The organism is Hyalangium sp., assembly GCF_045802625.1.
Taxonomy (GTDB): domain Bacteria; phylum Myxococcota; class Myxococcia; order Myxococcales; family Myxococcaceae; genus Hyalangium.
Genome location: NZ_JBJMQP010000042.1, coordinates 46,669 through 71,779, shown reverse-complemented (window position 1 = coordinate 71,779; position 25,111 = coordinate 46,669). Strand labels below are relative to the sequence as shown.

Below are 25,111 nucleotides of genomic sequence, written 5' to 3'. Positions count from 1 at the left end.
TCCCACAGTTGGTGAGACACCAGCTGTACGCGCCGTGATCATCACCCACGCAAGACTGTGCATTCACCGTCCGCTCAGGTGCGGATTCGGGCGTATCCTTTATCTCGCCACCGCAAGCTGCGAGCGCCACAGATGCAGCAAGAGCGAACCCGAGTGAACGAAAAATACCCAGGCGAGGAGATTGGCTGCCTTTCATTGAAACCTCAATCCATGATGTAACGAGACGGTGGCGGCCCCCCCTCTCGTGCCGCGCAATTCCCTGCGACTGTGCGCATGATGTTAACACGCGTTGATTTGATATTCGACAAAAATTGAGGTGGGAGCGAGTGTCGAAGGTATCTTTTAGATGCCACCGTTGACCGGCATCACCTTGCCATTCATGTACGTGTTTTCGAGCGCGAGCCACAGGATGGCTTTCGCCGCCTCCTCGGGCCGGCCGAGCCTGCGCAGGGCGCTGAAGCCCTTGTAGTCGGCCACCAGCTTCTCGCCGACTTCGCGCGAGAGGCCGCCCTCTAGAAGTCCGAGCGCCACCACGTTGATACGTACGCCCTTGGGTCCCAGCTCCTTGGACACCGCCATGGCCATGGCGGACAAGGCTCCCTGGGACGCGGCGAAGTGCACGGGAGAGGGCGCTGACTGCGTCCGGTCCAGCGCTCCCACGAGCACGATGTGCCCTTCTCCGGCCTGCGCCATGGTGGGGGCCAGCTCCTGGCAGGCGATGAAGGCGGACTGGCAGTTCACCGCCATCGTCTTCTGCCAGAGTTCATCCGTGATCTTGTCGAGCGAGGCGCTCGCGTTCAGCCCCGCGCAGTGGATGAAGAGGTTGGGCGCGAAGCCTTCCTCTCGCAGCGCCCGCAGGGCGCCGCGCGTTGCCACCGCGTCCGAAAGGTCCACCTGCATGGGCCGCATGGACAGCTCGCTGGCCAGGGCGTGGGCCCGCTCGCGTGACTGGTGCCAGGTGAAAGCAGTGGGGATGTTCGCTCGCGCCAGTCCCTTGAGGACCTCGGCTCCGAGCGTGCCCGTGCCTCCGAAGACCAGCGCCCGGGGAGGATTCAGTCGAGATTGCACAGGAACTCCAGTTCCTCCCGGGCGACCCGGGTGAAGGTGGCCAGCGCCTCGGGCGCGATGGTGAAGCGCGGCTGCAGCCTCAGCACGCTCCAATCATGGCCGCAGACGAAGCAGAAATAACCGCGCTTGTACAACCGGTGGCACAGCAGCAGCCCCACCGTGGGACGGTGCGCCAGATCCTCCATGCCGAAGTGCTCGAAAGACAGCCACGGGTGCTCGGTGGGCTTGAGCACGATTCCGGCGACCAGCCCGTCTCCGCGGATCTCCTCAAAGAGCGGCAGCGAGGAGAGCGCCTCCGTGAGCCCCGCGCGGAAGCTGGCTCCCACGTCGCGCACGCGCTCGACGAGCGAGTCCGTCAGCAGATCCAGCGCGGCGTGCGCGGCGACACACACCACCGCGCTCCCGCTGAAGGTGCAGTTGTGCGCCTCGGCCGTCTCGAAGTTCTTCCCGTACGCCGTCTCGAACAGCTCGCGCCGGGTGAGCATCGCGGAGATCGGCAGCAGCCCCCCTCCGAGGTGCTTCGCCAGCAACACGCACTCGGGGCGGCGTGGCCAGCGCTCGCTCGCGAGGAACCGGCCGGTGCGCCCCAGGCCCGTCTGCACCTCGTCCGCCACGAGGAAGGTGCCGTGCCGCTGCGTCAGCTCGCACAGCGCTTCGATGTACGCCGGGGACAGGGGCCGCACGCCGCCTTCGAGCTGGATGGGCTCCACCACCACCGCCGCCACGTCCTTCTGCTCCAGGGCCTTCGCGAGCGCGTCAATGTCTCCGAAGGGCAGGGGACCCACGCCCGGCAGGTGAGGCTCGAAGGGATCCCGGAACGTCCCGGGAGTCATCAGGCCACAGCTCCCCATGGTGCAGCCGTGGTAGGCGCGCTCGAGCGAGAGCACTCGCGGCCTGCGCGTCACCGCTCGGGCCAGCTTGAGCGCTGCTTCCACCGCCTCGCTGCCCGAGCTCGCGAAGAAGGCGTTGGAGTAATACCCGGTGCGCTCGCACAGGCGCCGGGCGAGGCTCCCCGCGTACGGGTTCACGCGCGAGGGGAACCAGGAGGGCGAGTCCGAGTCCAGGAACTCGCGCACCGCCGTGGCGATCGCCGGGTTGCGGTGCCCGAACGCCTGCGTACCGTGGAAGTCCTCGATGACGTGGCCCTCGACGTCCTCCAGGCGCCCCTCTCTTGTGTGGACGACGCGCGTGGGCTCCCCGGCGACCTCGGCGCGCAGGGCGATGAGCGGGTTGACGAACTCGCGGAAGTCCTCGAACCCCCGCCTCAGAATGTCCTCGATGTGGGTCGTCATCGCTCGCTCCTAGAGGCCACCGTCGGCGACCACCTTGGCGCCCGTCATGAACGTGTTCTCGTCCGATACGAGGAAGACGGCCATGCGAGCAATCTCCTCCACCGTCCCCAGCCGCCCCAGAGAGCACTGGCCGAGATACTCGTTTAGCCGGTGCTGGGGCAGCGAGCGCGACAGGCCCGCCTCCATCAGCCCCGGCGCCAGCAGGTTTACCTGGATGGAGTAGCGCCCCACCTCTCGCGCGAGCGCCTCCGTGAACCCGCGCAGCGCGGACTTGGCCGCCGCGTAGTGCACCGGCGCCTCCACCACGCGCTCCGAGGCGAACGAGCCGATGTTGAGGATCCGCCCCGCCCGAGCGCGGATCATCGGACGCAGCACCGCGCGAGAGAACAGGTAGGTGCCCTTGACGTTGACGTCCATCACCAGGTCCCAGTCCGCCTCTTCGATGAGCGCGATGGGCAGCACCTGGTTGGCGCCCGCGTTGTTCACGAGCACATCGATTCCGCCCCAGGCCTCCGTCACGGCGGCCACCGTCTTCTTCACGTGCTCGGCGTCCGCCACCGAGCCCTGGAACACGAGCGGTGCCGAGCCTGCCTCGGTGATGCGCGTCCGGGCGTCCTCCGCGTCACGCGTGTTCTTCGAGTACGTGAAGGCCACGCGAGCCCCCGCTCGCGTCAGCTCCTGGCAGATGGCCAGCCCCAGCCCGCGCGAGCCTCCTGTCACGAGGCAGCGCTTCCCGTCCATGCGTGGCGTCACTGGCCTCGCCCTCCGTTGAGGACCGGGAGCTTGAAGCCGCCGCTCCGCTCGTTCCAGGCCTTCGGCGAGCGCATGAACTTGGTCTCTTTCTCGCGGTACAGCACGTTGTAGTTGCAGACCGGGATGGTGGTCCCATCCGCGTAGCAGTTGGAGTCACAGCAGCGCATCACCCGCTCCACGTCGAAGGTCTCCTCGTCCATGTGCGAGTGGACGTAGACGGCCTTCACCCACCGCTCCGAGGCGCGCAGCCCCTCGTGGCGGCTGAGCACCCGGCCCTGCGGGAAGAGCACGCCCAGCAGGTGCTTCAACATCCGCAGCGTGCGCTCCGCCTCGTCGCCGCCGAAGGCCCACAGCCGATCGATGGCGTCGTGCATCGCCACCTCCAGGCGCGGGCTGGGCTCCAGATAGAGCCGCTCGCCGAGCACCTGGTAGAACTGCTCGGGTGGCATGAAGCGGGCGAAGGGCACCGGCGGGCCGCCCTCGGGATCCAGCAGCATGTAGGCGATCTGGTAGCAGAGCGGGTGCGCGCAAGGGGAGGGCACGAAGTCCTGCTCGCGCAGCATGCCTCCCGTGGTCTCCTCGATGCGGCGCAGCACCTCGTGCATCGAGATGCGGCCCGAGCGATCGAAGCTCACGCCTCCCTGCCCGGTATAGGTGATGGTGTGGATCTCCAGGTGGCGCACGCACGAGCGCTCCAGCCCGAGCTGGATGATGCGGCCGATCTCGTGATCGTTGTACCCGCGCGTCATCACCGGGATGAGCGTGGTGTCCACGTTGTGCTTGTCGAGCAGATCCAGGCAGCGCAGCTTGATGTCCAGCAGCCGCGCGCCCTGCATGGCCTGATCCACGGAGGACTCGAAGGAGTCGAACGAGAGCGCCACCCGCGCCTGGAGTTCGCCCAGCCGCTGCACGAGCCGCTCGTCCTGGGCGAGCTTGATGCCGTTGCTGCAGATGGTGACGCGGTGGGCCCCGGCCTTGTGCGCGTGCTCGATGAAGTCGAGGAAGTGCGGGTGGACGGTGGGCTCGCCGCCCGTGAAGTTGATCAGATCCAGCTCGCCGCCGTGGTCCTTCACCAGGTGCCCGAGGATCTTGTCGAACTCCACGAGGGACATGTGGAAGGCGCCCTCGTTCTTGTTGTGCACGTAGCAGATGGGGCAGTTGAGGTTGCACGCGCTGGTGATGGTGACCACCGGCAGGCGCACCTTCTGCTCGTGCGTGGAGCAGGCGCCGCAGTCGAACGGGCAGCCATGCTCCACCTGCTTGCGCACCACGGGAGGCGCGGGCGGCGTGGAGATGGCGCGCGTGCGCTCGTACCAGGCCGCGTCATCCGAGAGCATCACCGACTGGGGGCCATGCGCCTCGCACCGCTTGCGCATGTGCACCTCGTTGCCGACGGCCAGCACCTGCGCGGGCACCGCGTTCTTGCAGTGCCTACAGAGGCTGGTCGTCTCATGCAGCAGCCGCTCCGCCACCGCGGATCCATCCGGCATATGTGCCCCTCTTCACATCACACCGCGCCGTCCAGGACGAGCGTGGCTCCGTTCATGTAGCTGTTGCGATCCGAGACGAGAAAGGCGGCCACCTCGGCCGTCTCCGCCATGGTGCCCACGCGCCCGAGCGCGCAGTTGCGCAGGTACTCCTCGAGCCGAGGCTGCGGGAGGTTGCCGGAGACGCCCTCCTCCAGGACTCCGGGTGCCAGGCAGTTCACCGTGACGCCGTAGCGGCCGAGCTCCTTGGCCAGCGCCTCGGTGAAGCCCTTGAGGGCCGCCTTCGCCGCGCAGTAGTGCACGGGGGCCTGCATCATCTTCACCCCGGCCAGCGAGCTGATGTTGAGGATGCGGCCGCGCTTGCGGTGGATCATCCCGCGGATGGCCGCCTGGGTGACGAGGAACGCGCCCTTGACGTTCGTGTTCATCACCCGATCCCAATCCTCCTCCTCCATGAGCGCCAGCGGCACCACCTGTCCCACGCCCGCGTTGTTCACCAGGATGTCGACGCCCTCCGCTTCTTTCTCGAGGGTGCGCACCATCTGCTGCACCGCGGGCTTGTCGAGCACGGACACCTTGAAGGCCCAGCCGCGCACGCCCTGCTCCTGGATGCGGGCGAGCGTCTCCGTGGCGTGCTCCTCGGAGCGCGCGTAGCAGAAGGCGACGTTGGCGCCCTCGCGTGCCAGGGTGAGGCAGATGGCTCGCCCCAGCCCGCGCGAGCCGCCGGTGACGAGCGCCGTGCGGCCCTCCAACAGCTTCACTTGACCACCGGCAGCTTGAACTTCGCCGGGCCCGCGGCGTTGACGGGCGGGTTCGTCGTCCACGGCTTCTTGCCCCAGGGAGCGATCTGCGTCTGGGAACCCTTGGCGGCGCCGCGGTGGAACATGTTGAAGCCGCACGCGGGCATCACCCGTCCATCCACCTGGGGGTAGTGGTGGCAGCACTTGCGCAGCCGCTCCAGATCGAAGTCGTGCCGGTCCATGTAGTGGTGGAGGAAGATGCTCTTGGCCTGCTGCTCGCCGATGAGCACGGACTCCTTGTTGGTCAGCTTGCGGTCCGGGAACATCACGTCCAGCGAGCGCCGCAGCGCCTTGAGCACGTCTGTGCCTCGCTCCACCTCGTCCTGGCGGGCGAAGACGTCGTGGATGACCTCCTCCAGCGCGTCATGGATCTCCGGCGAGGCGCCGAGCGTGGCCGACGAGCGCAGCAGCGTCCCGTGGCGCCTGAAGTCCACGAAGCGCCCGAAGGGCATGTACGAGCCGTCGTTCAGCTTCAGCAGGTACGTGAGCGAGACGCACTGTGGATGCGAGCACGGCAGGGGCGAGAAGTCGCTCACCTTGAGCTTGCCGCCGGTCTGCTCCTCGATGCGCTGGATGACGCCGGGGATGGTGAGCCGATCCATCGGATCGTGCTTGAAGGCGCCACCGCCGAAGCCCGTGTACGCGGCCGGCTGGAAGTTGAGCGAGAGGACGAAGTCCTTCTCCATGAGCAGCTGCACCGCCTGGCCGATCTGGTGCTCGTTCACCCCGCGCGTGGCCACGAAGATGATCTGCGTGGGGATGTTCAGCTCCTCCAGCATCTTCAGCGCCGCCTGCTTGTCCTTGGAGAGATCCCGCCCGCGGATCTTCTCGTGCGTGTCGGCGGTGAAGCCGTCGAGCTGCAGGCCCACGTAGGCGCCGGTGGCCTTCACGGCCTCGGCGAACTTGCGATCGCGGCCCAGGCGCAGGCCGTTGGTGATGAGGACGATGCGGCCGATCTCCGGGCGGTTGGCGATCTGGAGCAGCTCGAGGATCTTCGGATGGCTGGTGGGCTCGCCGCCCGAGAGGGCCAGGGACTCGAGCTGTCCCTCGCGCTCCACCATCTGATCGACGATGCGCTGGAACGCCGCCGGCTCGATGTGGTTGGAGTACTGGTTGTTGACGATGCAGATGGGGCACTCGAGGTTGCAGTGGTCCGTTACCTCGACGATGGGCAGGCACGTGTGCTGCTCGTGGTCTCCGCAGGTGCCGCAGTCGGTGGGGCAGCCGTGCTTCACCTCGGCGGCGAACTTCAGCGGCTCGGTGCCGGCGCGAGCGAAGGTGTAGGCGCGCACGTAGTAGCGCGCGTCCTCGCTCACCAGGGCCTCCGAGGGCCCGCACTTGCGGCAGTTCTTCTTGAAGTAGACCTTGCCCTTGCGGATGACGACCTCGGCCTGCAAGAGCGCGAGGCACTGGGGGCAGGTGGAGGTGGTGTGCTTGAAGAGGTGGTCTCGATCGTCGTCCACCACCTCGCCGCGCTTCACCCAGGCCTCGAGGTACGCATCGGCGCTGTCGGCGACCTTGGCCTCGGTCTGGCCGCAGGTGGGGCAGAACTTCAGCGCCCAGACCTCGCCCTTGCGGATGACGACGCGCGCCTCCACGTCCTGGTGGCACTGCTCGCAGTGCGAGGGCTCGTGGTGCAGGAAGGTGTGGGGCTTGTCCGCTCGCTGGACCACTCCTGCTACGGGCGCGCAGCTCGTGCACTCCATGGAGCCTCCGGGAACGCCGCGACTCGGGCACGCTTCACGCGCGCATCGGGCGACGCAGGTGGGGGGCATCGTGCTTGTCTGGAGTGCGCCTGTCCAGGGCCTTGCGCCGCGTGCTATAGCCCCAGCCCGTCACGCTCCGGTGGAGGGGTCCCCGTGCGCTACGTCCTGCTCGACCGCATCACGCGCCTGACGCCATCGGAGGTGGCGCACGGCGTCAAGTGCGTCTCGCTCTCGGACGACATCTTCGTCGATCACTTCCCGGGCCACCCCGTCATGCCGGGAGCGCTCATCGTCGAGTCCCTGGCGCAGCTCGGCGGCGTGCTGGTGGAGGCGACCATGCGCGAGCGTGGACGGAACGATCTCCACGCGCTGCTGACGATGGTGGACCGGGCGAAGTTCCGCAGGCTGGTGCGTCCAGGCGACAAGCTGGAGCTGGAGGCGCGGCTCATCACCGCCCGCGAGGAGGGAGGCCAGGTGCGGGCGACGGCCTCCGTGGACGGGCAGCTCGCGGCCGAGGCCGAGCTCACGTTCGCCTTCGCCGAGGTGAAGAGCGAGAAGCTGCGTGCCCGCCGTCGAGAGGTGCTCAACGTCTGGCTCACCGGAGCCGCGGAGGAGCCGTGACGGCGGGGCATCCAGACACTGGGAGCGATCATGCGGCGTGAGGCCTTCGTCCGAGGGGTGGGCGCGGTCTCGGCGCTGGGGCTGAACTGGCCGAGCACCGCGGCGGCCCTTGCACGAGGCGAGAGCGCCATCGCCCGGGTGGAGCACTTCGACGTGGAGGGCTTCCCCTGTCAGGTGGCGGCGCCGGTGCGCGGCATCGCCGAGGGAGCGGAGGATCGCCGGCGCGAGTTCGCCTTGCGTGCCGCTCGTGAAGCCTGGGCTCAGGCGGGGATTGTGGCCGCTCCCGAGCGCATGGGTGTCTTCCTGGGCGCGGAGTCTGGCCGCGCGAGCTTCTCCACGGTGCTGGCGCTGGCGCAGGCGGCGGGAGGTGGTGCTCGGTTCGACCATGCGGCCTTTGGCCAGCGGGCGCGAGAGCTGGCCCCGCGCATCGATGCGGCGGCGGTGTCTCCCGCGGCGGTGGCGTCGATGCTGGCGGGGGAGGTGGGGGCTCGTGGGCCTTGCGAGACGCTGTCGCTGGCCTGTTCCTCGGGCGCGGCGGCCATCGCGGAGGGCGTGCGGGCCATTCGCCGGGGTGAGGTGGATGTGGCGCTGTGCGGCGGCGTCGGCGCGGACGTGGACCCGCTGATGCTGGCGGGATTCGGGCTGCTGGGGGCTTTGTCGGCCCGTGGTGTCTCGTGTCCCTTCGATGCTCACCGAGATGGCTTCGTCGTGGGGGAGGGCGCGGCCATGGTCGTCCTCGCGGCGGAGCGAGGGAGTGCCGTGGCGTCGGTGGCTGGGGTGGGGCGCTCACTCGATGCGTGGCACCTCACCGCTCCCGACCCGGAGGGGCAGGGCGCCACGGTGGCCATGCGGGCCGCATTGCGAGAGGCGAAGCTCGACGCGGTGGACTGCGTGCAGGCGCACGGCACCTCGACGCAGCTCAACGATGAGGTGGAGGCCCAGGCGCTCCGGCGGGTGCTGGGCTCGCGGCTGTCCGAGGCCCACGTGAGCTCGGTGAAGGGAGCCCTGGGCCACTGGATCGCGGGGGCGGGAGCGCTGGGGTTCCTCTGTGCGGTTTACGCCTTGGAGCGAGGGGAAGTGCTTCCGACCGCGGGCCTTCGCCATCCGGATCCTCGCTGCGAGCTTCCGCACGTGCAGGGCACGGCCTTGAGCAAGCGAGTGGGGTCGGCCCTCGTCAATGCGTTCGCCTTCGGGGGCGCCAACACCAGCCTCGTGGTGGTCCGCGCATGAGGCCCGTGGCCGTGGTCGCCGCCTCCGCCGTGAGTGCCCGAGGGCTCGGCTGGCGAGGTCTGGGCAAGGCATTGCTCTCGGGTGACAAGGCGGCCACGCCGTGTGAGGTGCTCGGGGGACTTCTTGCCGCGCAGGTTCCTGCCCTGCCCACGGCGCAGGATGTGGAGCCGCGCCAGCGCAAGCTGATGAGCCGTGGCGCGCGCCTCTCGTGTGTCGCGGCGCGGCAGCTCTTCCTGGACGCGCCCTCGCTGCCTCGGGAGGAGACTGGCTTCTTCCTCGGAGTGGGCGCCTCGGGGGGCGCGGTGGAGGAACTCGAGGCGATGCTCGACGCGAGCATCTCGGAAGGGCGCTTTGAGCTCGGCCGGTTCGGCTCCGCGGGGCTTGGGGCCTGCAATCCGCTGTTCGCCTTTCAGCTCATGAACAACTACACCCTCTGCCACGCCGCCATCCGCGAGGGGCTGAGGGGGCCGAACGCCGCGATCTTCTCGCGTGGTGTGGGCACGGTGCTCGCGCTCGCGGAGGCGCGCCACGCGGTGGCTTCGGGCGAGTGCGAGGCGGCCCTCGGTGGCGGAGCGGACTCGGCGCTGCACCCGGTGACCTGGGCGGAGCTGCGTCGCGATGAAGAGGCAGACGCCGTGCCAGGGGAGGGGGCTGCTCTGCTCGCGTTGGCCTCTGGGCGAGCTGAGCGCCCGCTCGCCATGCTCGAACGTTGCGAGGTCCATCCCGGACGGCAGGGGCTTGCGCTCGCGCTCGAGTCCGCGAAGCGCTCTCTTCTGGAGATGCGTCCTGAGAGGGTGGTGCTCGCAGCCACTCCGAAGCGGAGCGGCGCCGCGCGGGAGCTGGCGTCTTCGGTGTGTTCGGGCGCTGTGCTCGAGGCCGCTGGGCTCTTCGGGGAAGCGCTGGCAGCGTCCGCCTCGCTGGCGACGGTGGCGGCCTTGGATCTCCTTCAGGACGGAGACGTGAGTCGGGCCGCCGTGCTCGTCACGGGGCCGGATGGAGACGTGGGCCTGATAGGGCTCTCGCGGGAGGGGGCGCCATGAGCCGGGCTGTCATCACCGGCTGTGGAGTGGTGTCCGCCCTGGGCGTAGGCGCGCGAGCCTTCTGGGATGCGCTCGCCGAGGGAGGCGCCGCCGTGGGTCCCATCCGGCACTTCGATGCCTCGGGGTTCCCGACGCGTGTGGCCGGAGAGGTACCGGTCCTCAAGACGGACTCAGCCTGGCTCCGGGAGTACCTGGGAGGACGCCTGCCCGAGGCGACTCTGGAAGGCTGGGAGGCGTCCGGAGCACTACGCGACCGGAAGATTGGCTTCGGGTGGGTCGCGGCCCTGGAGGCCTGGCGTCAGGCGGGCTGTGGCGACGATGGGACGGATACGTGGCTGTCGATGGCGCTTGGGTTGGAGCAGGCCTTCCTCGAAGACTTCGGCCCTTTGCTCCGGAAGGAGAGTGGGCGCGCGTCCATCGATTGGTCCTCCGAGCCAGGAGCGTCATTGCCTCGGACGCGCTTCCGTTCGCGGATCGATCTGTGTGCGGAGGGGCTCGTGAGGATGCTGGGGCTGACCGGGCCCGTGATTCCTCACGTCTCAGCATGCGCGGCGGGCACTCTCGCGGTGGCGCACGCCGCCTCCCTCATCGAGCGGGGCGCGGCCACGCGGGTACTGTGTGGGGCGAGTGACTCGATGGTGAACCCGCTCGGCCTGGGCGGCATGTCTCGCCTGGGCGCTCCTTCTCCGCGCGCTGAGCCCGATGCGTGCCGTCCCTTCGATCGGCGCCGGGATGGGCTCGTCATTGGCGAGGGCGCCGCCATGTTCGTCGTCGAATCAGAGGAGCGCGCTCTGGCTCGGGGGGCACGCCCCTTGGCTCGCATCCTCGGATGGGCGAGCACCCAGGACGCCTACAGGGCCACGGCCCCGCTGCCCGATGGAGCGATGGCAAAGCGGGCCATGCGGCAGGCGCTGAAGCGTGCAGGGCTCACCGCTCGTGACATCGGCTACGTGAACGCCCATGGCACGGGCACACCGCTCAATGATCCCGCGGAGGCCCGAGCCATCCGCGAGGTGCTGGGCGCCGTGCCCGTCAGCTCCATCAAGGGCGCGGTGGGGCACCTGATGGCCGCCTCGGGAGCCGTCGAGATCGCGGCCTGCCTGTTGCCCTTCCAGCGAGACTGTCTGCCGGGGACCGCGCACCACCGCGAGCGCGACCCCGAGTGCGACATCGACGTCATCGGCGAGCGCCCGCGTGAGGCGCACGTGGACGCCGTGCTCTCGAATTCCTTCGGATTCGGCGGCCAGAACGCGACCCTCATCCTCGGGAGAGGGGCATGAGCGCGGACATCGTCGGCTGGGCCTGGCGCACACCGCTGGGAGACACGGTGGACACCGCGGTGAGCCGGCTCCTCGCGGGCGAGCGGGCCGCGACGGACAAGCTCCGCTTCGAGACCCGCACATACGCCTGTCGCATCGGCGCGCCGCTCCTCTCCGCGCCCCAGCGTTCCCGGCACTCGCGCTTCCTGCGGAGGATGGGGCTCTTCGGGCTGGAAGCGGCGCACGAGGCGCTCCAGCAAGCCCGCACGCAGGGCGCTGACGCTTCGGGCGAGCGGCTGGGCATCTTCTGCGGCTACGGCGGGCTGCGCGCCCACTGGGACGACATGATGGAGGCCCTCTCCGGACAGCAGCCGGAGCAGGGCGGGACCTGGCAGCGAGGCCTCAACCGCATCCACCCGTACTGGATGCTCAAGCACCTCTCCAACAACGCCCACGCGCTCCTGGCGGCAGACCTGTCGGCGAGGGGAGATGGCGCGACCTACGGCGGGGCCACGGCTGGAGCACAGGCGCTCGCGGCAGCCATCCGGGCTCTCGAGGCGGAGAGCATCGATATGGCGGTGGTGTTCGCCTACGACTCGCTGCTCGAGCCCGAGACGCTGGTAGACCTGGCCGCGCGAGGAGCGGCGACGACCGTGGAGCTCTCGAACCTGACCGCTCCCTATGATGTTCATGCGCGCGGCTTCGTCCCTGGTGAGGCCGCTGCGGCGCTCGTGTTGCAGCGGCCGGGAACAGGCCGTGCGCTCGCGTCCATCACCGCTGCGGATGGGGGCGATGGTCGTTCCTCTGAGCCTGCACCGGAGATACTCGCCGCCGTGGCTTCACGCCTCGCCCAAGCGGACACCCTCATCGATGGTTCCGGGAGGGCCGGGCCCACCTTGGATGCGGAAGAGAGATCCGTGCTCGCTTCGCTGCTGGGACAAGGAGCGAGGCTCACGGCGGTGCAGGCGGCCTTCGGGCAGCTGGGCGCGGCGACCACGCTGGTTCAGGCCATCGCGCTCGCGAGCTGCCTGCGCCGAGGCGTACTCCCCGGAATCGCCGGGCTGCGCGAGCCAGCGGAAGGTCCGCTTGTTCCAGTCAAGGACTCCATGCCCACGGGAGCACGCTCCGCGCTGGCCCTCTCCACCGGCGCGCCCGGTCTGGTGGCCGCGGTCCGTATCGAGATAGGCAACGCGCTCGCCGCCCGAGGTGAACCATGAGCGACACGCCGGTGGCGCTGGTGACGGGAGGCTCACGCGGTATCGGCCGAGCCGTCGCGGTGGAGCTGGCCCGGCGTGGCTACTCGGTGGCCATTGGCTTCCGCGATCAGGAACCCCGCGCTGCCGAGGTGGCCCGCGAGGTCGAGGCGCTCGGCCAGAAGGCGCTCCTGCTCCGGGCCGACGTCACCCACTCCGCCCAGGTGGCGCAGCTCTTCGAGGAGGCAGAGCGCCAGCTCGGACCCGTGGACGTGCTCGTCTGCGGCGCCGGCATCACCCGCGACACGCTCCTGGGAGCGAGCACCCCCGAGGACCTCGACATCGTCCGCGCCGTCAACTTGGACGGTGTGGTGCACTGCTGCCGCGAGGCCGCCAAGCGGATGATCGGGCGGCGGCGAGGCTCCATCGTGGCGCTCTCGTCCGTCGCGGGGCAGCGGCCGGGACGAGGGCAGAGCCTCTACGCCGCCACCAAGGGCGCGGTGGAGTCCTTCGTGCGGGCCCTCGCCGTGGAGCTGGCCCCCAGGAACGTGCGAGTGAACGCGGTGGCCCCCGGAGTCATCGAGACCGACATGGCCAAGGACATCCTGGCGCTCGCGCCGGATGAGGTGAAGAAGCGCATCCTGCTGCGGCGTCCCGGCCGGCCGGAGGAGGTGGCGAAGGTGGTAGCCTTCCTGTGCTCCTCCGATGCCAGCTATGTCACCGGCCAGGTGTGGAACGTGGATGGAGGGTTCAAGCTCGAATGAATGGCGACTCCTTTCTCGATCTCCTCTCGCAGCGCAGGAGCGTGCGGGCCTTCACGGCGCAGCCCGTGCCTCACGCCGTGCTGGAGCGGCTGGTGCAGGCGGCCATCACGGCGCCATCTCCCACCAATCGCCAGCCCTGGCGCTTCGCGGTTGTGACGAAGGCGGAGCTCCGCCAGCGCATCACCGAGGCCGTCCGCGACCGGGCCGAGGAGATGAAGGCCATCATCCGCAAAGGCCATCACGCGGAGGACTTCGGCCAGTACGGGGACTTCTTCCACGAGCCCCTCTCCACCGCCGCGGCCATCATCGTGCCGCAGTACCGCGTCTACCCGGACCTGATCGCCAACCTCGTGGCGTCGGGAGGAGGGGACCCGACGAAGTTCCACACCGCCGCGTCGATGCAGGCGGAGCTCTGCTCGACCAGCGCCGCCTGCATGGCCCTGCTGCTCCAGTCTCAGGCCGAGGGGCTCGGGGCCTGCTGGATGTCCGGGCCGATGATCGGGCGCGATGAGATCCAGCGGCTGCTGGACATCCGAGACCCCTGGAAGATGGTGGGAGCCATCGCCGTGGGCTACCCGGACCAGCTCCCGACGAAGCAGCCGCGCAAGCCCCTTGCGCAGGTGGTGAGCTGGTTCGAGGATGACGCCGAGCCGCGGGAGGCCCAGAAATGACCGCCGCAGTCGCAGCGAGCAAGGACGAAGTCCAGAAGACGGAGCAGACGGTCCGCGAGGTGGTGGCCGAGGCGCTCGCCCGGGACGTCTCCGAGGTGAAGCTGGAGAGCATCCTCATGGACGAGCTGGGAGCCGAGTCGCTCGACTTCCTGGACATCGTCTTCAAGCTGGAGCGCGCCTTCGACATCCAGATCACGCGCGGAGAGATGGAGCGCGCCGCCCGAGGCACCATGTCGGACGAGGAGTTCGCGCCCGGAGGCCTCATCTCGGAGGCAGGGCTCACCCGGCTCCGGGAGCTGATGCCCGAGGCCACCCACCGCATCCAACCCGGGCTGCGCCCCGCGCAGATCCTCAGCCTCTTCTCGGTGCGGACGTTCGTGAACCTGGTGCTCGCCAAGCGCCAGGGCCAGAGCGCCTGAGCCTCAGCTCTGCGTAACGCGGACCGTGGTCCGCATCTCGCGGCCCGTGGCCGGATCCCTGGCGCGCATGGTGAGGATGCCCTCGATGCTCACGTCGAAGGTGATCTCCACCTGCACCTTGCCGGCCTTGTCCGCCCGGATCCCCGAGAAGGTGAACTCGCCCAGCAGCTCGTTGTTGGCCACCATCTCGTGGTCGCCCTGGTAGATGCGCATGGCCAGCTCGGTCTGGTTGTCCATGCTCGTCGTGGCCAGGAGCTGCTTGGCGTTCGGGATGGCCGCGTTGCGCGGGAACACCGTGTGGAACATCCCACCCGCCTTCTCCAGCCCGATCGCCATCGGGATCACGTCCAAGAGCTGGATGCGCAGGTTGGTGTCGTCCTGCAACGAGTGCGCGTAGAGCGCCGCGCCAATGGCCACGGCCTCGTCCGGGTGCACGCCCTTGCTCGGCGGCTTGCCGAAGAACTTCGTCAGCCGATCCTGGACGATGGGCATGCGCGTCTGCCCGCCCACCAGCATCACCTCGTCCACCTCCTTCGTGGACAGCCCCGCGTCCACCAGCACCCGCGCGACAATCTGCAGCGACTTGTCGATCAGGTGGCTGGTCAGCATCTCCAGGATCTTCCGCGTGAACTTCATCTCGATGTTCAGCGGCTGGCCCTGCGCCGTCATCGTGATGAAGGGGATGTTGAAGGGCACCTCCTCGCGCGCCGACAGATCGATCTTCGTGCGCTCGGCCAGATCCTTGATGCGCTGCATGGCCACCGGATCCGTGGCCAGATCGATGCCCGTCTTCGACGCGAAGTCCTTCAGCACGTGGTGGATGATCGCGTTGTCGAAGTCGATGCCGCCCAGGAAGATGTCGCCGCCGGTGGCCTTCACCTCGAAGACGCGATCGCGGATCTCGATGATCGACACGTCGAACGTGCCGCCGCCCAGATCGTAGATGACCACCTTCTCCTTGAGGCTCTTGCCCACGCCGTAGGCCAGCGCCGCCGCGGTGGGCTCGTTGATGATGCGCACCACCTCGAGATCGATCAGCTTGCCCGCGTCCTTCACCGACTGGCGCTGCCGATCGTTGAAGTACGCCGGCACCGTCACCACCGCGCGCTTGATGGGCACCTTCAGGTAGTTGGAGGCGACGTCCCGGATCTTGTTCAGCAGCTTGGCGCTGATCTCCTGGAGCGAGAACTCCTTCTTGCCCACGTCCAGGACGACTTCGTTCTTCTTGCCGGGGCGCATCTGGTACGCCACGACCTTCTTCATCGTGTCGACGATGTCGCTCTTGTAGCCCCGGCCCACCAGGCGCTTGGCGCCGTAGACGGTGTTGCGCGGGTTGAGCTGCCACTGGCGCTTGGCCTCGTAGCCGATGAGCTCGTTGCCCTTGTCGTCAATCGCGAAGATGGAGGGGATGGTGTAGTCACCGCCCTTGTAGGGGATGAGCTTCGTGTTCCCACTGTCGTCGACATACGCCGCGCACGAGTTCGTCGTGCCGAGATCGATGCCGATGATGGGCTCCTTCTTTTGCATCGGGCGGGGACTCCCAGAGTGGCCGGAAGAGGACGGAAGACGACCCTATTTCACCAGGAATGCGCCCGCGAGTAAGCATTCAGGTGGCACGGCACGCTCCGTCGCTTCGCTCCCGGAAGTCCTCCCGGGTAGTGGGAGCCGAAAGATCCACGAGCACTATCTCGCTTGTAGCGGATTCCGGCTTGGCCGGGTCTTCGTCCGATACCCGGGGTGAAGCCGGGCCGTGGGAGGCGGGCTACCCCTCGGCGAGCGGGACGAGCCCCCGGAGCGCGTAGCCACCAACACATGTGCGAGCGAGGCCCTGGACATCTGTTGCACCGGGGGGAAAGTTCCTGTGTTCCCCCGAGCAATGGCGGTGGCTCGGTGGCATGGATAGATAGGCCACGACTCAAGCACCCGGGAGAGACACCGTGGAAGCCAAGCGCTACCTGCAGGACATCGGGGGTCAGGTGTCCGCGGACTTCGTCAAGAACAGGTCCATCCTGTCCTTCGAAGAGTACGTCACCTTGTTCTTCAACGATCCGCGCGGCCAGGCGCGCAACGCCGCCCAGTACCTGCACGACGTGATGGACCACTACGGCGCCGAGCAGGTGCCGCACCCCACGGGCACCATCCGGCGCTTCAAGGTGTTCGACGTGCCCTCCAGCGACAAGGATGGGCGGGTGGCTGGCCAGGAGGAGATCCAGAACGCCATCTACCGGCTGCTGGGCAACTTCGTGCGCGCCGGCCGCATCAACAAGCTCATCCTCCTGCACGGCCCCAACGGCAGCGCCAAGTCCACCCTGATCAACGCGCTCAAGACGGGCATGGAGGACTACTCGCGCCAGCCGCAGGGCGCGCTCTACCGGCTGGGCTGGGTGTTCCCCTCGGAGAAGCTGATCAAGGGCTCCATCGGCTTCGGCGAGCGTGTGCCCACCTCCGGCGACGATCCCACCTCGTACGCGCACCTGGACGCGGAGTCCATCGATGTCCGGATGCCGTGCGAGCTCAATGATCACCCGCTGTTCGTCATCCCGCCCCCCGAGCGCCGGAAGATGCTGGAGTCCGCGCTGAAGAAGAAGGGCCTGGGAAACGGAGACGGGGAGACAGGGGACTTCATCCTCTCGGACTACATCCGGGACGGGGAGATGTGCCACAAGTGCCGGCGCATCTACTCGGCGCTGCTCGCCTCGTACGCGGGCGACTACCTGAAGGTGCTGCGCCACGTGCAGATCGAGCGCTTCTACATCTCCCGGCGCTACCAGGTGGGCACGGTGACGGTGGAGCCGCAGATGAGCGTGGACGCCATCGCCCAGCAGATCACCGCGGATCGCACCCAGCTCAACCTGCCGGCGGCGCTACACGGCGTGGTGCTCTACGAGCCGCACGGCCCGCTGGTGCACGCCAACCGCGGCCTGATCGAATTCTCGGATCTGCTCAAGCGCCCGCTGGAGGCCTTCAAGTACCTGCTGGGCTTCAGCGAGACGGCTCAGGTGCCCCTGGAGCCCTTCGTGCTGCAGCTGGACGAGGTGCTGATCGCCTCGGCGAACGAGAAGCACCTGGGGGCCTTCAAGGAGCTGCCGGACTTCGCCTCGTTCAAGGGCCGCATCGAGCTGGTGCGCGTGCCCTACCTGCGCCGCTACAAGCTGGAGCAGGAGGTGTACGACGCGGAGATCACCCCGACGTCGGTGGGCAAGCACGTGGCGCCGCACGCCACCGAGGTGGCCGCCATGTGGGCGGTGCTCACGCGCCTGAAGAAGCCCATCCCGGAGCGCTACGCCGCGGACGTGAAGGAGCTGGTCGATCACGTCACCCCGGTGGAGAAGATGCACCTCTACGAGGAGGGGCGGGCCCCGGCGCGGCTGAGCATGGCGAACACCAAGGAGCTCAAGAAGCTGCGCCAGGATCTCTACGAGGAGTCGGACGCGTACCCCAACTACGAGGGCCGCTCGGGCGCCAGCGCGAGAGAGATCAAGATGGCGCTCTTCAACGCGGCGCAGAGCGCCGACTACAAGTGCCTGCACGCGCTGGCGGTGCTCGAGGAGCTCGAGGCCATCTGCCAGGACAAGAGCGTCTTCGAGTTCCTGCAGCAGGAGATCGTCGACGGCTACCACGATCACGAGGAGTTCGTCCGGGCCGTCGAGGGCCAGTACCTGGAGCTGGTGGACTCGGAGGTGCGCGACTCGATGGGCCTGGTGTCCGAGGGCCAGTACCGCGAGCTGGTGGAGCGCTACGTCCAGCACGTGAGCCACTGGGTGCGCGGGGAGAAGATGCGCAACCGCGTCACCGGCGAGATGGAGCGGCCGGACGAGCAGCGCATGGCGGAGCTGGAAGCCATCGTCATGCCCAAGGGAGAGGATGCGGGCGAGTTCCGCCGCGGGCTGATCTCGACGATCGGCGCGCACCGGCTGGACAACCCGGAGGCGGGGGGGATGGACTACTCGGTCATCTTCCCGGACATCTTCAAGCGCCTGCGCGACCACTACTTCGAGGAGCGCAAGCGGGTGCTGCGCAAGAACAAGGAGAACGTCCTCAAGTACCTGTCCGAGGATCGCGGGATGCTCACCCCACGCGAGCAGGCCCAGGTGGAGAGCACGCTCAAGACGATGGCGGACAAGTACGGCTACTGCGAGCACTGCGCCAAGGACGCGATCCTCTTCCTGATGAAGAAGCGCTACGCCTGAGGGCAGCCGGGCAGGGGAGGGCTGGGAGGGCGTGATGCTTTCGCATCACGGCGCGGGACGGGAAGATCTACCCCTCAAGGTTGTACGTACTCGCGTACCCCTCACCCGGAGCGTTGATGAACCGGTTCCTGCTCGGGGCTCCCGCCCTGTTCACCCTGCTGTCCTGTGCCAGCGCCACTCCGCCGTCGCCTCCTCCCGCCGCTGTGACGCAGGCTCCTCGCCTGTCGGCGCCGGTAGAGCACGCGGTGGCCGTCACCGAGCTGAGGCCTTCGCGCAAGCAGGTAGTCCAGGGGATCATCCCGCACACGGTACGGCTGGTGGTGAGCGAGGGCGGCAAGGCCCGGCGCACGGCCTCGGGCGTGGTGATTGGCTCCGAGCGCACGCCCGCTGGGGTGTCGAGCTACATCATCACCAACGCGCACGCGGTGGAGGTGGATGATCTGCAGGATCCGAAGATGGTCGTCACCCAGGAGCACCAGGCCGAGGTGACGGAGTATCCGGTGCAGGTGGTGGCCGTGGGCCATGTGCCGGAGATGGATCTGGCGCTGCTGCGCGTGCCGGGCCAGGAGCTGTCTCCGGCCGAGCTGGCGACGGACCCGGAGCTGGAGCTGGGTGAGAACGTGGTGGTGGCGGCGTGTCCGTTCGGAAAGGCGTTGTCGCTGTCGGGCGGGATGCTGTCGCAGGTGGAGTGGGACCACGAGAGCAAGTGCCCGAAGATGGTGAAGACGGACGCGCCGATCGGGTACGGGGCCTCGGGTGGCGGCATCTTCAGCCTGGAGACGGGCAAGCTGCTGGCGATCGTCGAGGGCTACCGCACGGCGAAGGTGGGCTTCGCGGTGGCGGACAAGGACTACAGCTTCGACGTGCCGATGCCCGGGGAGACGTTCGCGGCGCCGACCTCCAAGGTGCGCAAGTTCCTCGAGTCCAAGGGCTACGGCCGGCTGCTGGTGCGCGCCTCCGAGGGTGGCTCCGGGCAGACCGCGCAGCGGTAGGGGAAGGGCCCGGCGAGACCGGGTCCATGCACCTGGAGGGGTACAGGCACCTTCCTTCAGGGCGCCTGGCCGTGGCTCGCTACGAGCACACGGTGGTGCTGCTGCCCACTGGCAAGGTCCTGGTGGTGGGAGGGCTCGGAGCGCATGGCGGGCTGGCCAGCGCGGAGGAGTACGACCCGGTGACGGGGACCTGGTCCGGGGTTGCTCCCACGGCCAGGACTCGTGCCTTCCACACGGCGACCCTGCTTCCTACGGGACAGGTGCTGGTGGTGGGGGGAATGAATTCCAGCGTCCTGGCCAGCGCGGAGCTGTTCGACCCGAGCACGGAGCAGTGGGAGGCCGCGGGCGCGTTGGCCACGGCTCGATCGCACCACACCGCTTGCGTGCTGCCCACGGGAGACGTCCTGGTCGCGGGCGGCCACTCGAGCAGTGGTCCGCTGGCCGGAACGGAGCTCTACGTCCCGTGAGCCTCGCGGAGGATGTAACGGCTCAGGCGGTTCGTGCGTAGAAGCGAGAGAAGGAAAGGACCGCCATGCTCTCTCGCTCCACCCGTCTTGTCTTGTTCGCCCTGGCCTCCACACTCGTGGGAATCGGCGCCTTCGCCGCCGGGCCGGCTGCTCCCGAGTCCCCAAAGAAGCCGGAGCCCCAGGTTGGGACCTCCACACCCGCGCCCGCGCCCGAGAAGAAGGAGGAGCCGAAGCTGGCCACGGCCACGTTCGCCGGGGGCTGCTTCTGGTGCATGGAAGGCCCGTTCGACAAGCTGCCGGGGGTGATCTCCACGACGTCGGGCTACACGGGTGGGACGAAGGTCAACCCCACGTACGAAGAGGTCTCCAGCGGCACCACCGGCCACGCCGAGTCCGTCCAGGTGGTCTTTGACCCGAGCAAGGTGACCTACTCGCAGCTGCTCGAGGTCTTCTGGCACAACGTGGATCCGCTCACGTCGAACGCGCAGTTCTGCGACCACGGCACCCAGTACCGCTCCGTCATCTTCTACCACGATGCGGAGCAGCAGCGGCTCGCCGAGGAATCCAAGCGCCAGCTCGAGGCCTCGGGCCGCTTCAAGCAGCCCATCGTCACCCAGATCGTCCCGGCCTCCACCTTCTACCCGGCCGAGGATTACCACCAGGACTACTACCTGAAGAACCCCGTGCGCTATCGCTACTACCGCTTCGGCTGTGGCCGCGATGCGCGCCTGAAGGAGCTCTGGGGCGACGACTCGGCCAAGCACTGACCCATTGCCGGGAGACTCCCACAACCCTGCCCCAGTCCCAGGAGAGGGAGTGGGGCAGGGGAGCGGGTGACCGCTTTTACTTCTTGCCCTCGGGCATCATCTGACCGCTGCCGCTGGCACCCTGCGGCGGAGCCATCCCGCCCCAGCCCGCCTCGACCATCGACTTCCACTTCCACTGGCCGTCACGCTTCACCAGCAGGCCCGCGTTGCGGCCGCTCATCTTCTGCTTGCCCATCGTCATGGTGAACTCGTCGGTCACGTTCGCCAGCGAGTCCGAGAGGACCGTGATCGTCGGCTTGTGCGTCACCTTCGTGTCCTTCGGCATGCTGTCGTGGAAGGGCTTCATCATCGCGATGTACTGCTCGCGGTTGTACTCCTTCGTCTCGGGCGTGCCCTTCATGTCGTCGGTCGCCATGTAGATCGGGAAGTCCACCGCCGCGGTGGCCGCCTCCATGTCGCCCTTCTGCATGGCCTCTTCCTGCTTCTTGAAGAAGTCCTCGATCTCCTTCTTCGTCTGCTTCTCGTTGGTGGGCTTGCGAGCCTCCGGGCCCATCTTGCTCATGTCCATGCCCTGCATCGCGTTGCCCTGCGCGGGCGCGGCAGGAGTTGCGGCGCTCTTCGCGTCCTTGCCCTGAGCCCAGGCCGAACCAGCAAGCACAACGGCAGCGGTACACACCAGAATCGTACGCTTCATCAGTCCCCCCTCCTTGGGTGGTGCGCGGCTGCGTAGGGCAACACGCGCCCCGAGTCAAACCCAGGAGTTCGCTGATGGACAGTTGGGGCCTGCCTCAGGGCTCCAATAGTTCGATCCACTGCGCTACCGCGCCGCGCTCTCTCGGCTCGTACGCGGCCCGCACGTGCTGGCCCGCCTTCAGCTCCGTCAGCCGCCCCGTGTGGCCGGGCAGGAAGATCGTCGTGTTGCCGTCCACTCGCAGCTGCACCTTCCCGCTCGGGTGCTCCAGCGTCAGCGTGCCTCCGCTCGCATCCACCGCCGCGATGGAACCCTGCACCTCATGCAGGCTGCGCACCTCGGCCGGTGGCTCCTGCGCCAGTGCGGGCACTGCTCCCAGCCATGCTCCCCACAACGCCCCGTACCCTCGACCCATCCCGACCGTCCCCCAGTAGGGAAACTGGGGACGCTCTCCCATCGGACCAAGGTTGGAGCGAGCCGTTCGTCGATCACTCGACAGGTCTCGGCCATTGGCATCCCAAGCCCATCGCGCTACATCGCCCGCGGCTTTCGGCTAGGAGGGGACACCTTGGGCCAGCAGCGCAGCTCGTGGGATCAGTACTTCATGGACATCGCGCGCCAGGTGGCCACTCGGGCCACGTGCGATCGCAAGCACGTGGGAGCCCTGCTGGTCCGTGATCGCACCATCCTCTCCACCGGCTACAACGGCTCCATCCGCGGGCTGCCTCACTGCGACGACGTGGGCCACATGATGGAGAACGGCCACTGCGTCGCCACCGTCCACGCCGAGGCCAACGCCATCATCCAGGCCGCCAAGAATGGCGTGGGCATTGACGGCGCCACCATCTACACCACCGCCAGCCCCTGCTGGCCGTGCTTCAAGCTGATCGCCAACAGCGGCTGCACCCGCATCGTCTTCGGCGAGTTCTACAGAGATCCCCGCATCTTCGAGTACGCCGCCAAGATCGGCCTGGAGCTCACCGGCCTCGGGGAAGCCGCCCAGCCGCCCGAGCCGCGCTGATCGCGCCCCCCGCTTCGTTCACTCAGCGACACCTCCAGGCACGCCAACAGGGGCTGTGCGGGGGCAACGTCTCCTCAAGGACACTCCAACCGGTTGCCAAGCAGGCGGACTGACAAGGAAATTCCCCGACTTCGGCAAGAATTACCGGCCCAGGGGTTGCCGTTTCCTGGAGCACTCCCTAAATCCTCGCACCGGTAGGCGGGGCGCGGCGGATGGTGATAAATCCTGAGGAGTTCCCGGTGGTTATGTCCACGGCTGTGACCAGTGTGCCTGCGGTTCAGGAGGGGTCGGATCCAGTGGTGGGGGCCGCGCGCTACGGCGCTGTCCCCACGCTCATGGACAGCCTTCTGCATGATGTCCGCAACCCGCTCAACGCGCTCTCGATCAACCTCGAGGTGCTCTCCGAGAAGCTGAAGGCGGAGACCGGCGAGGTGCCTCCGTCGCAGGCCAAGAACATCAAGGCCATGCGCGATCAGATCCAGCGCGTGGACGGCATCCTCCGCCAGTTCTCGGACTTCATCGTCCTGCGCAGCAGCGCGCCGGGGGACGCGGCCTTGTCGGAGGTGGCCAAGCGCTCGCTGGAGGTGCTCGCCCACGAGAGCCGGCGGCGGCGCCTCAAGCTGCAGACGGCGATCGAGCCGGATATCCGCGTGCGGCTCCAGGACACCAGCGAGCTGAGCTTCTTCCTGGTGCAGGCCCTGCTGCGCGCCTTCGGGCGCTCCGAGATGGGCACCGAGGTGGGCGTCTGCGTTCGCGTCGAGGGCCCCTGCGCCGTGCTCGAGGTGACGGACGCGGGCGGCGGCGCTCCCGAGCAGGCGCCGGACGTGGTGGCGGCGCTGGGCCTGCGCTGCGCGCAGCTGGGCGTCGAGTTCCAGATCCGAGCCGGGATCTGCCGCTTCCTCTTCACGCGCGCCTGAGTTCGTCCAACCCGGACGCGCGGCTTCACTTTCAGTCTGGATTTTCGTTTGCGAGCAACGCAGTAGGGAGGTCTCCATCTTGGGCAGCGCACGAATTCTGGCCGTAGATGACGAGCGCGCGACGTGCGAGGCGCTGGCAGAGATGCTCGGCACCTGGGGGCACAAAGTCGAGGTCGCGTTCGACGGGCACGATGCCCTGCGGAAGGCAGGCGAGTTCCGGCCGGATGTCGTCCTGTCGGACCTGGCCATGCCGGAAACGGATGGCCTGTGGCTGTTGCGCCAGCTCCGCGAGGAGCTGCCGGACTGCCCCGTCGTCTTCCTCACGGGCCGAGGCACCATCGACGCCGCCGTGGCGGCGATCAAGGAGGGCGCCTACGACTTCATCGAGAAGCCGCTCAATATTGCTCGGTTGAAGGTCTGCATCGAGCGCGCGCTGGAGAAGAAGGAGACGCTGCGCGAGGTGCAGACGCTGCGCCGGCGCCTCAAGCAGCTCGGGCAGCAGGAGCTGATTGCCCAGTCCGGGGCCATGCGCAAGGTGGGCGAGCTGATCGAGAAGGTGGCGCCCTCCAAGGCCAGCGTGGCCATCTCGGGCGAGTCCGGCACGGGCAAGGAGGTGGTGGCGCGCGCCATCCACAACCTGTCCCTGCGGCGCGAGAAGCCCTTCATCGCCATCAACTGCGCCTCCATCCCGGCCACGCTGATCGAGTCCGAGTTCTTCGGCCACGAGCGTGGCGCCTTCACCGGCGCCGATCAGCGCCGCCCGGGCGTCTTCGAGATGGCTCACGGCGGCACGCTCTTCCTGGACGAGCTGGGGGAGATCCCCATCGAGCTGCAGGCCAAGCTGCTGCGCGTGCTGGAAGAGGGCAGGCTGCGAAGGCTGGGCGGCAAGGTGGAGATCGAGGTGGACGTGCGCGTGCTGTGCGCCACGAACCGCGATCTCAAGCAGGAGATCAAGAACCAGCGCTTCCGCGAGGATCTCTACTTCCGCCTCAACGTCTTCCAGGTCCACCTGCCACCGCTGCGCGAGCGCCGCGAGGACATCCCGATCCTCGTGCAGCACTTCGTGGAGAAGTTCGGCGGGGACTCGGCCAAGCGCGTCACCGGCGTGCACCCGGAGGCCTTGGAGGTGCTCAAGGCCCATGACTGGCCGGGCAACATCCGCGAGCTGCGCAACGCCGTGGAGCGCGCCGTCATCCTCTGCGACGGCGAGCTGATCACCCGCGAGCACCTGCCCCCCGACATGGCGGGCAAGAGCCCCGAGCGCCACAACTTCCGCCTGCCCTACGGCCTGTCGCTGGACGCCGTGGAGCGCGAGTACATCCTCGGCAGCCTCCAGCGGAACGGGAACAACAAGGCCCGCACCGCGGAGATCCTCGGGGTGTCGGAAAAGACCCTCTACAACAAGCTCAACCGCTATGCGGCCGAGGCCCGCCAGCAGGGGCAGTCCATGACGGGCGGCTTGATCAAAGCGGCGGGGGGGGAGAGTGGCAGTGGATCCGGTGAGGCCGATCTCCGGTAGTAGACCCTCCAGGTAGGGATTCCAGTCCGGATTTCGCGCCTTTGGAGTTCGCCGGACGCCGAGCTTCCGAGCAACCTGGCACACCGCGTCAAATGGTGGGCCAGGGCTGCAAAACCCGCGTCACTTCTTGACTTTTACCCTCCGGACGGGGGATTCTCGGGGCCTCTCATACATGGGGTTCCGGCTCAGGCCATGACCTGGCTGGGGACTCCAGCGCCTGATCCGCGGCTGTCTACGGATGGAC

The 25,111-nt window shown here is 68.1% G+C and carries 24 protein-coding genes; 15 read left to right on the top strand and 9 right to left on the bottom strand.

Annotation, left to right across the window (positions count from 1 at the left end; genetic code table 11):
• Positions 1-342: 342 nt before the first annotated feature.
• Genes ACJ8AT_RS07940 through ACJ8AT_RS07915 form a run of 6 tightly spaced genes read right to left on the bottom strand, consistent with a single transcriptional unit; the run spans position 343 to position 7,106 of the window.
• Positions 343-1,068, bottom strand: a complete 726-nt coding sequence (locus tag ACJ8AT_RS07940) for an SDR family NAD(P)-dependent oxidoreductase (protein WP_407737027.1) — start codon at positions 1,066-1,068, stop codon at positions 343-345.
• Positions 1,053-2,360, bottom strand: a complete 1,308-nt coding sequence (locus ACJ8AT_RS07935) for an aspartate aminotransferase family protein (protein ID WP_407737026.1) — start codon at positions 2,358-2,360, stop codon at positions 1,053-1,055. Before ACJ8AT_RS07935 ends, ACJ8AT_RS07940 begins: the two co-directional genes overlap by 16 nt.
• Before the next feature lie 9 nt (positions 2,361-2,369).
• The gene (locus ACJ8AT_RS07930; RefSeq protein ID WP_407737025.1) at positions 2,370-3,113 is read right to left on the bottom strand and encodes an SDR family NAD(P)-dependent oxidoreductase; all 744 of its coding nucleotides are present in this window, start codon (positions 3,111-3,113) and stop codon (positions 2,370-2,372) included.
• A complete protein-coding gene (locus tag ACJ8AT_RS07925; protein WP_407737024.1) occupies positions 3,110-4,603 on the bottom strand; it encodes a radical SAM protein in 1,494 nt (497 codons plus the stop codon). The genes ACJ8AT_RS07930 and ACJ8AT_RS07925 overlap by 4 nt, the downstream gene beginning before the upstream one ends.
• Positions 4,604-4,620: 17 nt before the next feature.
• On the bottom strand, positions 4,621-5,361 hold the full coding sequence (locus tag ACJ8AT_RS07920) for an SDR family NAD(P)-dependent oxidoreductase (protein ID WP_407737023.1): 741 nt from the start codon (positions 5,359-5,361) through the stop codon (positions 4,621-4,623).
• Complete coding sequence (locus ACJ8AT_RS07915; RefSeq protein WP_407737022.1) at positions 5,358-7,106, bottom strand: radical SAM protein; 1,749 nt, start codon at positions 7,104-7,106, stop codon at positions 5,358-5,360. Before ACJ8AT_RS07915 ends, ACJ8AT_RS07920 begins: the two co-directional genes overlap by 4 nt.
• A 153-nt stretch (positions 7,107-7,259) precedes the next feature.
• Here ACJ8AT_RS07915 and fabZ point away from each other — a divergent pair, with 153 nt between their 5' ends.
• The 8 genes from fabZ to ACJ8AT_RS07875 are packed head-to-tail and all read left to right on the top strand — an operon-like array spanning position 7,260 to position 14,303.
• Positions 7,260-7,727 (top strand): 3-hydroxyacyl-ACP dehydratase FabZ, encoded by a 468-nt coding sequence (fabZ, locus tag ACJ8AT_RS07910; RefSeq protein ID WP_407737021.1) that lies wholly within the window; start codon positions 7,260-7,262, stop codon positions 7,725-7,727.
• A gap of 30 nt (positions 7,728-7,757) precedes the next feature.
• Entirely contained in the window at positions 7,758-8,957 is a 1,200-nt protein-coding gene (locus ACJ8AT_RS07905; RefSeq protein ID WP_407737020.1) for a beta-ketoacyl-[acyl-carrier-protein] synthase family protein, read from the top strand.
• The gene (locus tag ACJ8AT_RS07900) at positions 8,954-9,997 is read left to right on the top strand and encodes a beta-ketoacyl synthase N-terminal-like domain-containing protein (RefSeq protein WP_407737019.1); all 1,044 of its coding nucleotides are present in this window, start codon (positions 8,954-8,956) and stop codon (positions 9,995-9,997) included. The genes ACJ8AT_RS07905 and ACJ8AT_RS07900 overlap by 4 nt, the downstream gene beginning before the upstream one ends.
• Positions 9,994-11,277, top strand: coding sequence for a beta-ketoacyl-[acyl-carrier-protein] synthase family protein (locus ACJ8AT_RS07895; RefSeq protein WP_407737018.1), 1,284 nt, complete (start codon positions 9,994-9,996; stop codon positions 11,275-11,277). Before ACJ8AT_RS07900 ends, ACJ8AT_RS07895 begins: the two co-directional genes overlap by 4 nt.
• Entirely contained in the window at positions 11,274-12,473 is a 1,200-nt protein-coding gene (locus ACJ8AT_RS07890; RefSeq protein WP_407737017.1) for a beta-ketoacyl synthase N-terminal-like domain-containing protein, read from the top strand. Before ACJ8AT_RS07895 ends, ACJ8AT_RS07890 begins: the two co-directional genes overlap by 4 nt.
• Positions 12,470-13,213 carry an SDR family NAD(P)-dependent oxidoreductase gene (locus tag ACJ8AT_RS07885; RefSeq protein WP_407737016.1) on the top strand — a complete coding sequence of 248 codons (744 nt, stop codon included), beginning with the start codon at positions 12,470-12,472 and terminating at the stop codon, positions 13,211-13,213. Before ACJ8AT_RS07890 ends, ACJ8AT_RS07885 begins: the two co-directional genes overlap by 4 nt.
• Positions 13,210-13,884 carry a nitroreductase family protein gene (locus ACJ8AT_RS07880; RefSeq protein WP_407737015.1) on the top strand — a complete coding sequence of 225 codons (675 nt, stop codon included), beginning with the start codon at positions 13,210-13,212 and terminating at the stop codon, positions 13,882-13,884. The genes ACJ8AT_RS07885 and ACJ8AT_RS07880 overlap by 4 nt, the downstream gene beginning before the upstream one ends.
• On the top strand, positions 13,881-14,303 hold the full coding sequence (locus tag ACJ8AT_RS07875; protein WP_407737014.1) for a phosphopantetheine-binding protein: 423 nt from the start codon (positions 13,881-13,883) through the stop codon (positions 14,301-14,303). The genes ACJ8AT_RS07880 and ACJ8AT_RS07875 overlap by 4 nt, the downstream gene beginning before the upstream one ends.
• Positions 14,304-14,306: 3 nt before the next feature.
• On the opposite strand, the gene ACJ8AT_RS07870 is transcribed toward ACJ8AT_RS07875, so the two are convergent.
• On the bottom strand, positions 14,307-15,830 hold the full coding sequence (locus ACJ8AT_RS07870) for an Hsp70 family protein (RefSeq protein ID WP_407737013.1): 1,524 nt from the start codon (positions 15,828-15,830) through the stop codon (positions 14,307-14,309).
• A 410-nt stretch (positions 15,831-16,240) separates the two neighbouring features.
• Here ACJ8AT_RS07870 and ACJ8AT_RS07865 point away from each other — a divergent pair, with 410 nt between their 5' ends.
• The 4 genes from ACJ8AT_RS07865 to msrA all read left to right on the top strand — a co-directional run bounded on the left by ACJ8AT_RS07865 (position 16,241) and on the right by msrA (position 20,719).
• On the top strand, positions 16,241-18,493 hold the full coding sequence (locus tag ACJ8AT_RS07865) for a PrkA family serine protein kinase (protein ID WP_407737012.1): 2,253 nt from the start codon (positions 16,241-16,243) through the stop codon (positions 18,491-18,493).
• Positions 18,494-18,609: 116 nt separating this feature from the next.
• The gene (locus tag ACJ8AT_RS07860; RefSeq protein WP_407737011.1) at positions 18,610-19,485 is read left to right on the top strand and encodes a serine protease; all 876 of its coding nucleotides are present in this window, start codon (positions 18,610-18,612) and stop codon (positions 19,483-19,485) included.
• Between the two features lie 71 nt (positions 19,486-19,556).
• The gene (locus ACJ8AT_RS07855) at positions 19,557-19,952 is read left to right on the top strand and encodes a Kelch repeat-containing protein (RefSeq protein WP_407737010.1); all 396 of its coding nucleotides are present in this window, start codon (positions 19,557-19,559) and stop codon (positions 19,950-19,952) included.
• A 65-nt stretch (positions 19,953-20,017) separates the two neighbouring features.
• The gene (gene msrA / locus ACJ8AT_RS07850; protein ID WP_407737009.1) at positions 20,018-20,719 is read left to right on the top strand and encodes a peptide-methionine (S)-S-oxide reductase MsrA; all 702 of its coding nucleotides are present in this window, start codon (positions 20,018-20,020) and stop codon (positions 20,717-20,719) included.
• Between the two features lie 76 nt (positions 20,720-20,795).
• On the opposite strand, the gene ACJ8AT_RS07845 is transcribed toward msrA, so the two are convergent.
• Positions 20,796-21,413 (bottom strand): nuclear transport factor 2 family protein, encoded by a 618-nt coding sequence (locus tag ACJ8AT_RS07845; protein ID WP_407737008.1) that lies wholly within the window; start codon positions 21,411-21,413, stop codon positions 20,796-20,798.
• Positions 21,414-21,507: 94 nt separating this feature from the next.
• The gene (locus ACJ8AT_RS07840; protein ID WP_407737007.1) at positions 21,508-21,780 is read right to left on the bottom strand and encodes a hypothetical protein; all 273 of its coding nucleotides are present in this window, start codon (positions 21,778-21,780) and stop codon (positions 21,508-21,510) included.
• 198 nt (positions 21,781-21,978) lie between these two features.
• On the opposite strand from ACJ8AT_RS07840, the gene ACJ8AT_RS07835 reads away from it, so the two are divergent.
• The 3 genes from ACJ8AT_RS07835 (at position 21,979) to nla6 (ending at position 24,867) form a co-directional block, all read left to right on the top strand.
• Positions 21,979-22,431: a deoxycytidylate deaminase gene (locus tag ACJ8AT_RS07835; RefSeq protein ID WP_407737006.1), complete on the top strand. Its 453-nt coding sequence runs from the start codon at positions 21,979-21,981 to the stop codon at positions 22,429-22,431.
• A gap of 335 nt (positions 22,432-22,766) precedes the next feature.
• Positions 22,767-23,348, top strand: a complete 582-nt coding sequence (locus ACJ8AT_RS07830) for a histidine kinase dimerization/phospho-acceptor domain-containing protein (protein ID WP_407737005.1) — start codon at positions 22,767-22,769, stop codon at positions 23,346-23,348.
• A gap of 79 nt (positions 23,349-23,427) precedes the next feature.
• Positions 23,428-24,867 (top strand): enhancer binding protein Nla6, encoded by a 1,440-nt coding sequence (nla6, locus tag ACJ8AT_RS07825; protein WP_407737004.1) that lies wholly within the window; start codon positions 23,428-23,430, stop codon positions 24,865-24,867.
• The last annotated feature ends 244 nt before the right edge of the window (positions 24,868-25,111 follow it).